Source organism: Priestia endophytica DSM 13796 (genome assembly GCF_900115845.1).
Classification (GTDB): domain Bacteria; phylum Bacillota; class Bacilli; order Bacillales; family Bacillaceae_H; genus Bacillus_I; species Bacillus_I endophytica.
Window position 1 is genome coordinate 14,281 of sequence record NZ_FOXX01000022.1, and the last position, 13,017, is coordinate 27,297.

The following is a 13,017-nucleotide window of genomic DNA, read 5'->3' on the forward strand; positions in this document are numbered from 1 at the left end:
AAGGGAGTCTTTTTTAGTTCCCTATACCTCCTGTATAAACAAAAAAAATCCACTCTTGAAGAGTGGATTTTTTGAACATTACTTCGTATTATATCCTTTAAAGTCATAACCATAGATTTTGGTTAAATCTTGAAAACTTTTATAAGAGTAAGTGATATTAACGGGTGTTCCCACTTGAACTTTATCATAAAGCTTTTCAACATCTGCATTATGCATGCGAACGCATCCTAGACTTACATATTTTCCAATACTGCTTTCATTGTTATTTCCATGGATTCCATACGTATCACCATAGGTTCCATTAGCATTAATTCCCAACCAACGTTTTCCTAATGGATTGCGAGGATCCCCACCTGGAATCTTTCCTGTGTAATATGGTCGATTCTTAATTTTATTCACGACTTTAAAAAATCCAACCGGTGTTTTATCCCATGTCTTCCCTGTTGCTACGGGCGCCACCATTTCAAGGTATCCATTATGATAATAAGCTAATTTATTATAATACTTGTTAATAATGATGAGATCCTGATTCGCCGTGTTACTCGCTGCTTCTGTTTTACCGGTCGCCATTCCACCGATTAGAAATACGAGTAAAGCTAAAACTGTCATGGTTTTAATGAGTATACTTTTCATAGCAACTGTTCCCCTTTTGTATCTATTTTTAAAATAGTCTATAAATTCTAACTATATTATATACCATTACAGGAAATAATTACATTCATTTCACAAATTATACAAATTATCTATAATGTTCTGTAACAATAAAGCACCTTTTATAAAGAGAAGATATTTTCTCATCACCCTTATTTATTTTTTTGCAGCCATTTTCACTTTAATATTGGCTAAATGCAAAAACTTTGCTCCTTCTTTTTATAAAGATTGAGTAGAGATTTTTTTTACCTAGATTTCTTCATCCCATACCCCTAGCTGTTATTAGAAAAGGTGGACATTATAGTTTTAGATATGCGGTTGTTAGATACCACTCAATATAAGGATAGTTTGGGAACCTTTATTGCAGACTTAGTTCTCCAAAGCCTTTCTTGGGTGGCCAAAGAGGAACGAGGTCGTATTTGGAAACTTCAGCGAGAGGGGATGGATGCTGCACTAAAGAGTGGTATATATTTTGGACGTCCTAAGGCACAAGTTAATTGAGAATTTATTGAAGCTTATAATTGATGGAGAAATAAGGAGATTACAGCTATCTAAGCCATTAAAGAGGCAAATGTAAAAAAGACAATCCTTTATAAATTGGTAAAGGAACATGAGGATACTTTTAGCAAAAATCATATATAATAGGAAAAAACTCGTCAGAGAGGCCTTTGTTCCATAATTTCTTGTATAGTTTGCTAATAAGCATCTGCGAAATCTGTTAATATGTAGACATTTAAGGTTAATACGATTTAAGATAAATTATGGACTCTTATCTATTACAGAGGAGTCTTTCAGTGTAATGAGAATAAGACATTCCAGACTAGAGAGATGAGGGGTATAAGACGATGATTGTAATTGAAAATGATTGGTTGAAGGTAGGTATAGAAAGTAAAGGGGCCGAAGTACGTAAAGTTGAACATAAGAAAAATGAGTTAGACTATATGTGGACAGGGGACAGTGCCTACTGGGGACGCGTCTCTCCAGTCTTATTTCCAATAGTAGGACGTTTAAAGGGAGATCAGTATCAAATCGATGGTCAGACTTACGAGATGTCACAGCATGGCTTCCTGCGTGACGTTGAATTCAATATAGATGATCATACAACAGAACAGGTTTCTTTTGTATTTGAGCCTGCTGGACGTTTCCTAGATGTTTATCCTTACGAATTCAAAGCCACTATTTATTATATACTTAACAAGGATTCCCTTATTGTTCGCTGGAAAATAGAAAATGATAGTAAGGAAGAGATGTATTTTTCTATTGGTGCACATCCTGCGTTTAGAATTCCATTGTTGGAGAATGAAACGATTGAGGACTACAGATTAGAGCTCACTCCTGCTACAAATAAGACTGTACTTAATTATGAGTTAAAAGAGTCTCTTATCCATGAGAAGGGAACTGCTAATGATATTGCACCAATTTCGCTTACTGCTTCTCTATTTAAAAATGACGCTGTTATTTATAGTAATATTGATAGCATCATACTGTCATCTAATAAATCGAGTCATGGAGTAGAAGTAGCATTTAATGGTTTCCCATTTGTGGGGATATGGTCAAAATATAACGAGACAGATGGTACTATGGCTCCATTTGTTTGCATTGAGCCTTGGTACGGCATTGCCGACACACATGATACATCGGGAAACATGAAGGATAAATTTGGAGTAAATAGGCTTGAGGTTGGAAAAACATTTCAGGCTGAGTATGAGATGAAGTTTAAATAGGCTTACTGTCACACAGCCATCAAGTTATGATAACAGTTAATAAAATAATCTTAGGTTGATAATGTTTCCATTTGAGTAAGTTTTCTTCTTTCATACTAGTCATGCATGTCCTTTTGAGATTACTTATAGATATGTTGAAGTTTTTATGCCAAAACCAAATACTTGCCCAAAAGGCTATGTTCCGAAAATCACCACTTTCTGAACATGGCTTTTTGGTTAATTTAGTCGCTACTTATATATTAATAACTGTTTGGAACTGCTTCGTAAATTAGTCATTTAAATAAAACTAAACTTCTCTATTTCTCAACTATAATACTTGCATTAGAACCTGTGTCGATACTAATATGAAATTAAGTGTATTTTTATCGGCGAGACCTATAGATTAATAAAAAGTAAGGTGATTATCATCAAAAATATAAAAAGTATCCTATTTTTTCTTCTCGGCTTCATAGCCTTAGGAATCGGGATTGCAGGGATTATTCTTCCTGTTCTACCAGGTGGGCCATTCTTGCTATTCGCTTCTTTTTGTTTTGCTAAAAGTTCCAAACGAATTGAAAATTGGTTTCAAGGAACCTCATTCTATAAAAAATATGTTGAAAGATTTTATAAGAAAACAGGTATGACACGTAAAGAGAAAATTCGTATTAACTTAATTGCCGATGCTTTTATCATATTTTCCGTATTTTATGTGGACATCCTACCGATTCAAATTCTTCTAGTGGTACTTGCCCTCTACAAACATTACTATTTTATCAAGAAAATCAAGACTATTAAATTAAAACAAGATGAAATTGTAAAGGAGTTTGTGTAAGAAGTACAGGAGAGTTTTATAATGCTCTCCTTTTTATTTTAATAAAATAATCTAGTTTCTGAAATTTAAATCATAACGATTTTTATTCTTGGGTGTCCTTCATCACTTTTGTATTCTAAAATATCACCAGGCTGACATTCTAAAGCCTTACAAACCACCTCTAAAGTGGATAATCGAACTGCTTTTGCCTTTCCATTTTTCAATATAGAAAGATTAGCCATCGTGATCCCAATCCTCTCCGAAAGTTCTGTTACGCTCATTTTCCTTTTCGCCAACATCACATCTATATTTATTATAATTGCCATGTTAGCCACCTCAGACTATTAAGTCATTCTCGGATTTTATATCGATAACTCTTTGTAAAAGCCTTTGAAGAACAGCAGCAAAGACGGCAATCACCATTGAAGCAAAAGTGAGCATTAATCCCAAGCTTATAAAACCTGTTATGTCTTCACCTTTACCTGCAATCAATATAAATCCGGAGATTATCCCTACTACAATTAAGGTACTGATAGTGATTGCACAGTATTTTATATACTTCAAAGCTCTAACAGATAATTCTGAGAAGACTTTATTCTGATCAATATAGCTTAAAAGTTTTAAGGACTGATACAAGGCAATAAAAAACGGTGTTACCATTATATACGCACCTATAAAAAAGGGATACTGCAAGTAGGCAGTCTCTGGATGTGCTGCTGCATCTTTAGTGGCTATCCAAGGCAACCAAAATATACACAAAGCAAGAACTGGAATTCCGATAATAAAAACAGCTATCTTTAAAAAGAGGGTTGAACTTTATTTCATAAAAACTCCTCATTCATTTTATTTCTAGTGTGATTCTAACATTTTTTACTGCTTCACAATAAATAGTTATTGCTTATTATTTAATTTTTATTGTTAATGATTATTTATATTAATTTTTCATAAAGATAAAAAGCATCTCTCCTTAAAAAGAAATGCTCTATAATTTGTTCAACTAACCTCCTTGGTTAGCTCAATAAGCCTTCCTCTCTAAGTGGCTCTATACAAAAAGGCAGCGTCTTCAAGACGCTGCCTTTTTGTATTTAAACTTATTGATGACGGAAATTATTAATTTCCTCTTGGGTGAGACCTGTAAGGTCACTTATCGTTTCAGTGCAGATTTTTCATCCAATAAAGCCTTTCTTCTTGCTTCATAAGCTAGTAAAACTTCCGGATCTTGACTAACACGTTCCCATTCATCTATTGCTTTCTTTAATACTTGATCTTCTTGCATCGCAATCTCCTCCAGTACTTGAGTGATTTCTTCATCCTCCGATGCTTCAAGTAATAATAACCATCTTACTAATTGATCTTCTCGTGGATCGACTTCTTTTCTACGTCACTTAATCAAAAGTTTGGGAAGTTCCATAAAATGAATTTCTAACATGTCCGTTAGTAACAATCTTTCTTCACGCTCATATAACTGAAAGATTGAATGATAATGATTGATATGAGACAAATAACGGAAGTTTACAATGTTAATGGTAATGGTTTGGCACAGCTCACCATAGTCCATTCCTTCATCTGACTGCTATACATCTTGGACCAATAGTAAAGCGTTCTTTTTTCCATATCATGTTTATTATTAAGCTGAATTTCAATGTTTATACGAGTTCCATCTTCTAGTTGAGCATGAACATCAAGAATGGATCGTTTATCTTCCTGGTTTTCTTTATTAAAATGTGGATCTAATAAGTGAACGGTCGTAATTTTCTTTTCTTCTTGTAAACGTAGAGCTGCATTTAAAAAAGCAGCCAAAATGGATTCATTTCCATGAGTCCCAAAAAGAGGTTTAAAGGCAAAATCGACACGTAAATCTAATCGCTTTGTCATTATATCCTCCGTGATTTCTTCTTTTCTTTTAGTATAACATGAGTTTTACTTTTTCCTCTTAAGTATACTTTTACGGATGGTTTATTCCACAAACAGGCATTTAAGATATATAGATTTCAAAAATGGTGGTTATTGAGAAATGTCGAGACCAATATAATTGCTTATAAACATCCTTTAATATTTCTGACTTCATGACAACAACTACATGACTATGAAAATTCCTCTATACACATTTCCCTTTTTTGCTTCACCAAAAAGACAAACAGCCAATCATGTTATAGATGACATGACTGGCTGTTTGCTTACTTAATATTCAAACTTCAAGAATTGATACTAATTAATAATATAACAAGTTGGACTAAGTATCAATAAGTGAAAATTCTGCATTAAATATTATAGTCAATCTGTTTTACTAGTTACCTCTCGAGGGACATGTTGTTGCCGTTGAAATAATGCCGTTTTAAGTCCTATTAGCGATAAAATAAAGGTAAGGACCCCAGCGAAAGTAAATATCAAAGCTACATCCATGTATTCAGCAATTATACCTGATACCATTCCTCCGAAAGGAAGGGCTAAGAAAGCCAACATGCGAGTAGAACTAATAACGCGCCCAAGTAGAGATGGTGGGACTACCTCTTGTCGCAAAGTAAACCAATTAATAGATAAAATGGTTACGGAACCAATTATAACTATTCGGCACGTAATAAGGAGAATTACGATTCCTTGAGACATAGTTAAAGCTACCTGTCCTATTCCTATTATCAGCCCTGCTATAATAATAATATTGCCTCTAGGCATCTTATTTAATTTATTAGCTAGATAAATTGCTAAAAATGAGCCTAGTGTCTGTAATGAGAATATTAACCCAACATATTGCGATGATAATTTTAAAGAATCCTTTAAATAAAACATGAATAAAGACTCCATTGCACCATAGCCAAGGTTGACCATAAAAATAAAAATGGTACCTATTAATATCTTCTTCGTTTTAAGGACATAGTTAATTCCTTCTTTAATAGAAGAAATGATCGAAGAATTTGAAGAACTACTTTTATACTTCTCATTTATAAAGCCGATAAATATGGCGGAAAGAAGATAGGTAACAAAATTTAAATATAATAAATTATGTATTCCAATTACAGCTATTAAGACACCAGCTATAGAAGGGCCTATAAACGTGGTGATAGTTTCGGATAGTTTAAATAGTGAATTACCTTGAATTAAGTTTTCCCCTTTTAAAATCTCTGGTACTACAGATTCAAAACTTGGATGATAAAAGGCACTAACTGATGATAAACAAAAAGCTACAACATAAACTATCCATACTTCTAAAGAATTTGCCAGTGATGCAAGTGGTATGATTACTATTAAAACACTAGATATAATCTCCCCTAGAAGTAAAATGTTTCTCTTACTTATTCGATCAGCAAAAGCTCCCCCCATCAAACTAAAGAGAACTTGAGGGGTTATTTCGAGAACAAATGTTAAGGCCATTAAACTAGGAGATCTAGTTAATTCATAAACTAATAAGGGCAAAGCTACTTGAAAAACGGAAGTGCCCAACTTACTAGTTGTGGCACTTAAAAATAACCATAAGAAATTTCTATTCTTTAACACTTGATAAGATTTCATACGTACTCCCTTCTCACACCAGATTACGAAGTGGCTGTTACTGATGTTGAGTTGCAAACTGAACACTCTTCTTGTTTTTCCCATTCAGAAATAGAATAGGTTTGATAAGTGAGGAAATTCAGTTCCATCATCTTTCCTAGAGAAGTAGGATGTTTAATTCCTGTGACAAGTCCTAAAAATTCATTGACCATAGCACCAGCTAACATAGCTACATTAGGACTAATAGCTGCATTATTTCTTTGGAAGTTTACTTGATTCATATTATTAAGCTGATCATTAACTTTCTCGTCACTAGCTATAACTGTGTGTTTATGACATTCTACACAACCTGTTTTCCCTGGAATAATTGAATAAAATCTCCCTCTAGTATTTAGTACTCCCCCAGAAACTAAAGGTTTGCCTAACTTAACTACAGCCTCATTTACCCAATCCTGAATATATAGAGTAGGTTTGTCAGCTACACAAATAACATATTCGCTATCTTGAATATGATTCATAACATCCTCAGCACACTCTATACGCTTGTTTACAATATCTAATTTCACATTAGGATTAAATTTAGATATTCTTTTCTTTGCCATCTCAATTTTCAATTCGTCGATGTTTTCTTCAGAATATAATAACTGACGATTAAAATTACTTAATTCCAAAGTATCAAAATCTAGGGCCGTTATATTATGGAACCCTAATGCTGCTAAGTGATAAAGAATTTGGCTTCCTAATCCACCTACACCTAGTAAAGCAATTTTAGTATTCATAACCTTTTCTTGAATATCAAATTTGCTGTCTTCTAGAGATGTAAACAATGAGAAGAAATTAAGATTTGCTTTATATCGCTCTTTTTCATATTCACCCATTAGAGTTGGAGTGATAGCATTGTCTTCTAAATACTTTTCTTCATTTAATGATTGAATAGCACCCTGTACTTCCTCAGCCGTGATATCAGGGTACTTTAAAATAACTTTTTCAATAATAGTTTCAATAGTATTTTCTCCATCAATTAATGAGATAAGATATTGAATACTGCCATTTGGATCCTCAATGACACCTGCTACTCCGTCTTCTTCACCAATATGTATTTCATTGTTTACAAAAAAGACTGGAATTGTTTCTTTAAACTTAGGTTTAATCATCTTATTGGTATCCTCCATTCTATTATAAACTTAATAAATAAGGAACTATCTGATGATAGTTCCCCATTCTTGAAGTTTGAGTATTAAGTAATTATTAGCCTGGGAAGCTGTAAAGGACAGCAGCTTTTTTGCTAGTTTTTTTAACTTTAACCGACATATGGAACACCTCCGAATTAAGAAGATACATAAAGGTTAAAATTCTAATTATTCTGTAAATTTAGACTAAAAATGACATTAGCCTAGGAAGCTATAAAGGACAGCAGCTTTTTTGCTAGTTTTTTTAACTTTAACTGACATATGTAACACCTCCATATATTTGAAATTAAGTACATTTTATTATGATAAGAAGAAAATTACAATAACTTTTTTTAAAAAACACAAAACTAAAGTGTTAAAATTTGTAATTAACCACTCTGCTATTATAGTATAAATAAATAATTACTCATTTTTTATATAAAGAGTGTCTTCGTAATAATCCACTCCTGTAATTAATTTAAAATTTCTAGTAATATTAATTATGAACATATTATCTAGGAAAGGGAGAAGTATAGTGAATACAATTGATTTTCTAGAGTTTAATCTCAAAGAAACGAGAAGAAGAAGTGAAATTGTGTGGAACTCAATTCCTGAAGACAAACTTAATTGGAAGCCTGATGAAGATGCTATGACATGTATAGAAATGGTACGTCATGTGCTAGAAGCAGAGCATTATTATTGTTTAGCTATTAAAAATAGAGCTAGCATTGAAAACTTTGATTCCCCTTTTGATAAACGTCCTTTTATTTCGATTAAAGACGAATTAGATTTTGCAGAACCTTATCATAGACAATTTATAAATAGTCTTCAATTTTTCTCTAGTGAAGATTTAGAGAATATTAAGATTGACCGTTCTGATGAGGGATACATACGTTCATTAGGCGATATGTTAATGCGTATTGCTTATCATGAAGCTGTTCATACTGGTCAACTACTAGATTACCTCAGAACAATGGGTGTTCCTAGACCTAAAATTTGGGATTGACCAAGAAAATCTCTATAACCTTAGTTATAGAGATTTTCCTATGTCATAACCATTAGATAACTTATATTTAATTTCGGTTAAATTCCATTCTACTAGCTAATTCTTTGTATGATATTGTACCTTTATTCATATATTCAAGGTTACTGTCCTTCATAATGTGTCGACTAATCTTTTTTAACAGGGTTACTGTTGCCCTAAAGGGAGCAGAACCACAGCTTACTCTCTCAATACCAATATTAGATAACTCTTCTAATGATGGAGAACCTGATTCAGCTAGTAAATTAATAGGACATGAGATCTCCTGTCTAAGTGTTCTAATAGAATCTATACATCTCAATCCCGGGATAAATACGCAATCAGCCCCTGCTTCTTGATAAGCTCTTGTCCTATTAATAGTGGTTTTTAATCGTTCATTAAGATTACCAATATTTAGCCAATATAAATCTGTTCGGGCATTAATAAATAATGGCATATCCATAGATTGAGAGATTTCCCTAATTATCGCTATTTTCTCTAACTGTAGGGAAAGATCAGTTATAGGGTGGTGAGGATCTCCCGTTCCATCCTCAATATTAATTGCTACTACCCCTGTTAGAATGATCTGTTTAATTTTCTCCGTTAATTCTTCACCAATTATGCCATATCCTCCTTCTATATCTGCACTTACAGGTAAACTTACGGAGTTAACAATTATCTTGAGAGCACTTAACATCATTTCAAAAGGTAGATTTTCTCCATCCGGATAGCCTAACGAGATTGAAATTCCTGCACTAGTCGTACCGACTGCTTGAAAACCTTCCTCCTGATAAGTTCTCGCACTCATAGCGTCCCATGCGTTGGGTAATACAAAAGTAGAAGATTGCTGATGGAGTTCTTTAAACTTCTGAAACTTTTTAAATCGATTTTGAGTATCCATGAAAAATTTCTCTCCCTTGTTATTGGATGTAGTACCTATTGTTATATTAAGAATTACAAGATGAAATGAAACAATATTAGATTTTTAACATATTGAGTTAAAAATCTGGATTTTATTATAACATTAAAATAAAAAATCACTCTTAGCACAGTTTATTCAAAATAAAACCAGCTAACACAGGGGATAGTTATAGTGACTGTTTCCATCATTCAAAAGGAGATAATATAGAAAGTTAGGAAGCCGAGGATTTAATTTTAAAAATGAAATAATCAATAAGAGCAACCATATGGAAGATAGTTACCCTTATTGATTAAGCTTCTGGTACAAATGTTTTGCAATCCGTTTCTCCACTGTTAGATGCTTGTTTGCCTTTATGACTAACTACATAAATAGCTTCAGCCTGACATTTATTCCCCTGTCCCCAGTACTTACAGTTGTTTACTTCACAAAGAACATCTTGAGCCATAATATCACACCTCCTATTTTGTTATGATTAACAAATTATGGGTTGTTGATACTGATCTTTTATATCGTTTTTTTATGAAGTAGAAGGTTCAAAAGTTTTACAGCCTGTTTCTTCGGCTTCAGATGTTTGTTTTCCATCAAAATTGACAACATAAATGAAATCAGCAGTACATTTGTTTCCATTCTTCCAATTCTTACAGGTATTTACCTCGCACAATACACCAGTTTCCATAGTATTCACCCCCCTTCAAATCTCATATAATTTGTCTATTAAAAATTATTTCTACTCACCTAACAAAAAACCTCTTTAATATAAGAACTTGATTTATATAAATGGAAACTCTGTGGCCTTCTAAGCGAACTACTCAAGATACATAATAGAAAAACTCTCTACCCTCACAGAAAGTTTTTCTGTTTTTTTACTGTACCCTATATAGAAACTTAGTTAACATGATGTTCGTTAGGAGAAGTTGAACATTTCCTAACTTCTTGTTCCCCAAAAAATCTCGTAATCTTTCCTTCATTCTCCAACACAAAAAGAGCGCATAAAAACCAAATGTTTTATGCACTCAATAAATATAAAAACTTCTTCTAATAATGTACAGGAACACGATCTAATTTCTTCTGTTTTGCGACATAATAACGACTATAACTATCGACGAGTTCATGTGTTTCTGGATTAATCATAATCGGTTTATCCACCGTTCCATTCTTCTCAATACTTTCTTCTACTGCCTTTTGTTTCGCAATTCCTGGGGTAAATTGAAGAAAGGTTTCTGGGACCTTAATATCATCTAAAGACATCCAATCCTTCGTCCCCTTTGGAACAAGAAGAGGCTTTTCCTCTTGCTCTTGTTTACTTTCTTCTAGAGGTTTACTTTCCTCTTGTTTTTTAGCCCTTGAACCCTTTTTGGGTATTTGTTTTGTTTGTTTTTTCTCTTTCCCTTTGTCCTCAATTTCTTGTATCTGCATACAGATGACACCGATCTCGCCTGTACATTGCTCAAAAGGAATATCCAAACAAGGCTCTCCTTGGACAAGGAAACGTCGTTGCGAAAATTCCTCTTGGTTTATATTTAATTTATTAAATTGTTTTAGACTAAGCACAATGGTGTATGTAATTGCATTACTCTGAAAAGGAATGCCTTTGGGCGCATTAGGACTTCCCTTCTCCTCCATATCAAAAGCTAGGTACTTACCATAGTCTTGAATTGAGCTAGTCGGACGGCCAGTTAAACTAATTTTTTGAGCCATCGTTCTCCCTCCTTCTCTCTCTATATTTCTAGTATATATACCCTTATGTATACTTGGGTAGGGGTAAAGTCCAAAAAACAACAGAAAAAAGTGATTATCCCATGTTTTTATTAAATTTCTACATTATTAATTTTTTTCACTGTATGTTCTTATCAATGAGCTTTTCTAGATGATGTTTTCGAGTCGTTTGTTTACGAAAAAAAGTCAGAGTTTCAATCTGTATTTTCAAAAATTCTTGTCATTGTATTCCTTTTTCTCTTGCCATTTTCTCAATCTTTTTCACCACAACTGGATTTATATTTCTTACTTTAATCCCCACTTCATTCATCTTCTCTCAAAATTTAGTGCTCTACATTCAAAAAGATAGCAGAGCATAAGGGGTTTTTGCTATCACATAGGGTGATAGACTAGGCAAAGCCTAGTAAAACAGTGATATCAAGGAAAAGCCCGAAGTGCCGACCTACTGTTGATACAATATCGATATCAAAAATCCTTAGTGTCGATATACGGTCGACCTGACTTTTTTCAATTTTAGTGAAAATCTTGCTCTTTTTCTTTAAATTTTTTGAGCATTTCATTCAACATTTTCTTATCTTCTTTTAGCAAAATTTGAGCTTCTGTTTCAGCTTTTTCTGTATCACTTTGATCCTCCCTATCGGCTTTTAACTCCCCTATTTCTTTTCGTAAAGCTCTCTAATTTTTCATCTCAACTATAATGATATTTTCATAGGATTTCATTTTCTTTTGGCTGAATGTCGATCACTAATACTCTGTAAGTTGCCTATTCTAGGATGAATTTTCCGTACTTGTAGGCATTTTTGTTTGACCGGAAGAGGTCGTCTGAACGAGTTTATCTTGTGGCTCTTCCTCCTCTGTTTTCACTTCCCTTCCCGCAACATCCACGCTTTCTTCTTCCATCAGTTTTTGATATAAAACAAGCGCTAAGGCTTCCTAATTTAAAAATAATTGTTTCGCCCTTACCACGTATCTAATATAAGACTTTAATCCGTAAGTCTACCCTTGAATGGACTTTTTCTAGACTTAAAAGTCAATTCTTCTTCATTTTATTCATTCAACTTTTTCATCTTATCTCCTTACAAAAAATAGCCCTCACCTGATGTGAGGGCTGTACTATATTCCTTAAAAGTCATCAAAAAATTGATTTCGGGTTAACCTTTTGATAATTAACTTTACTTTTAGCTTCTGGTTTATTCGGTTCTTCACTTACACGACGTTCATCTTGTACAGAGGCAGACGGCTTCTCAGGCATAAATGAATTTTCACCTGGAGATCCTCCTGAAAGGATACTCTCTTTTACCACTAAGGCCTCTTTTCCTCTAAGGGCTTCTAAAATGAACATATCTCGACTCATTTCTTTATCGACATGATGATTTAAGACGCTCTCCGTCCCATATAGTTCAATCATATGGTACACAATTTTACGTAAAGACAGTGCAATGTTATCTTGATTTTCAAACCATTCATAAAACTCATCGGTTTCGTTGCTTTTAAACTTCCAGTTGTACTGTGTTTTTCTCTTTTTTTCGTTCGTCATA

The 13,017-nt window shown here is 33.4% G+C and carries 13 protein-coding genes and 2 pseudogenes; 4 read left to right on the forward strand and 11 right to left on the reverse strand.

Going from position 1 to position 13,017, the window contains the following annotated elements; translation table 11 throughout:
- Positions 1 to 78: 78 nt before the first annotated feature.
- On the reverse strand, positions 79 to 633 hold the full coding sequence (locus BM012_RS23575) for a L,D-transpeptidase (RefSeq protein WP_061803079.1): 555 nt from the start codon (positions 631 to 633) through the stop codon (positions 79 to 81).
- Positions 634 to 939: 306 nt separating this feature from the next.
- On the opposite strand from BM012_RS23575, the pseudogene BM012_RS26980 reads away from it, so the two are divergent.
- The 3 genes and pseudogenes from BM012_RS26980 to BM012_RS23590 all read left to right on the forward strand — a co-directional run.
- Positions 940 to 1,293, forward strand: a pseudogene (locus BM012_RS26980) (recombinase family protein); the annotation flags it as partial.
- A gap of 203 nt (positions 1,294 to 1,496) precedes the next feature.
- Positions 1,497 to 2,375 (forward strand): aldose 1-epimerase family protein, encoded by an 879-nt coding sequence (locus BM012_RS23585; protein WP_061803080.1) that lies wholly within the window; start codon positions 1,497 to 1,499, stop codon positions 2,373 to 2,375.
- A gap of 397 nt (positions 2,376 to 2,772) precedes the next feature.
- Complete coding sequence (locus tag BM012_RS23590; protein WP_225985429.1) at positions 2,773 to 3,186, forward strand: YbaN family protein; 414 nt, start codon at positions 2,773 to 2,775, stop codon at positions 3,184 to 3,186.
- A gap of 65 nt (positions 3,187 to 3,251) precedes the next feature.
- Here the strand turns inward: BM012_RS23590 and BM012_RS23595 are convergent, their stop codons facing one another.
- The 5 genes and pseudogenes from BM012_RS23595 to BM012_RS23620 all read right to left on the reverse strand — a co-directional run bounded on the left by BM012_RS23595 (position 3,252) and on the right by BM012_RS23620 (position 7,805).
- Positions 3,252 to 3,491, reverse strand: coding sequence for a helix-turn-helix domain-containing protein (locus BM012_RS23595; protein ID WP_061803082.1), 240 nt, complete (start codon positions 3,489 to 3,491; stop codon positions 3,252 to 3,254).
- A gap of 10 nt (positions 3,492 to 3,501) precedes the next feature.
- Positions 3,502 to 3,960: a DUF2975 domain-containing protein gene (locus BM012_RS23600; RefSeq protein ID WP_235606120.1), complete on the reverse strand. Its 459-nt coding sequence runs from the start codon at positions 3,958 to 3,960 to the stop codon at positions 3,502 to 3,504.
- Positions 3,961 to 4,309: 349 nt separating this feature from the next.
- Positions 4,310 to 5,040: pseudogene (locus BM012_RS27320) on the reverse strand (Rpn family recombination-promoting nuclease/putative transposase).
- Positions 5,041 to 5,439: 399 nt separating this feature from the next.
- The gene (locus tag BM012_RS23615; RefSeq protein ID WP_061803083.1) at positions 5,440 to 6,672 is read right to left on the reverse strand and encodes an MFS transporter; all 1,233 of its coding nucleotides are present in this window, start codon (positions 6,670 to 6,672) and stop codon (positions 5,440 to 5,442) included.
- Between the two features lie 23 nt (positions 6,673 to 6,695).
- Positions 6,696 to 7,805: a HesA/MoeB/ThiF family protein gene (locus BM012_RS23620; protein WP_206765102.1), complete on the reverse strand. Its 1,110-nt coding sequence runs from the start codon at positions 7,803 to 7,805 to the stop codon at positions 6,696 to 6,698.
- Positions 7,806 to 8,355: 550 nt separating this feature from the next.
- On the opposite strand from BM012_RS23620, the gene BM012_RS23625 reads away from it, so the two are divergent.
- Positions 8,356 to 8,826, forward strand: coding sequence for a DinB family protein (locus tag BM012_RS23625; RefSeq protein WP_061803084.1), 471 nt, complete (start codon positions 8,356 to 8,358; stop codon positions 8,824 to 8,826).
- 67 nt (positions 8,827 to 8,893) lie between these two features.
- On the opposite strand, the gene BM012_RS23630 is transcribed toward BM012_RS23625, so the two are convergent.
- From BM012_RS23630 to BM012_RS23650, 5 genes are all read right to left on the reverse strand, one after another.
- Positions 8,894 to 9,742: an isocitrate lyase/PEP mutase family protein gene (locus BM012_RS23630; protein WP_061803085.1), complete on the reverse strand. Its 849-nt coding sequence runs from the start codon at positions 9,740 to 9,742 to the stop codon at positions 8,894 to 8,896.
- Between the two features lie 310 nt (positions 9,743 to 10,052).
- Positions 10,053 to 10,208, reverse strand: coding sequence for a DUF1540 domain-containing protein (locus tag BM012_RS23635; RefSeq protein ID WP_064504954.1), 156 nt, complete (start codon positions 10,206 to 10,208; stop codon positions 10,053 to 10,055).
- Positions 10,209 to 10,280: 72 nt separating this feature from the next.
- Positions 10,281 to 10,439 (reverse strand): DUF1540 domain-containing protein, encoded by a 159-nt coding sequence (locus BM012_RS23640; RefSeq protein WP_064504955.1) that lies wholly within the window; start codon positions 10,437 to 10,439, stop codon positions 10,281 to 10,283.
- A 359-nt stretch (positions 10,440 to 10,798) separates the two neighbouring features.
- Positions 10,799 to 11,461 carry a ParB N-terminal domain-containing protein gene (locus BM012_RS23645; RefSeq protein WP_061803086.1) on the reverse strand — a complete coding sequence of 221 codons (663 nt, stop codon included), beginning with the start codon at positions 11,459 to 11,461 and terminating at the stop codon, positions 10,799 to 10,801.
- A 1,150-nt stretch (positions 11,462 to 12,611) separates the two neighbouring features.
- On the reverse strand, positions 12,612 to 13,016 hold the full coding sequence (locus BM012_RS23650; protein ID WP_061803087.1) for a hypothetical protein: 405 nt from the start codon (positions 13,014 to 13,016) through the stop codon (positions 12,612 to 12,614).
- Position 13,017: the final 1 nt, after the last annotated feature.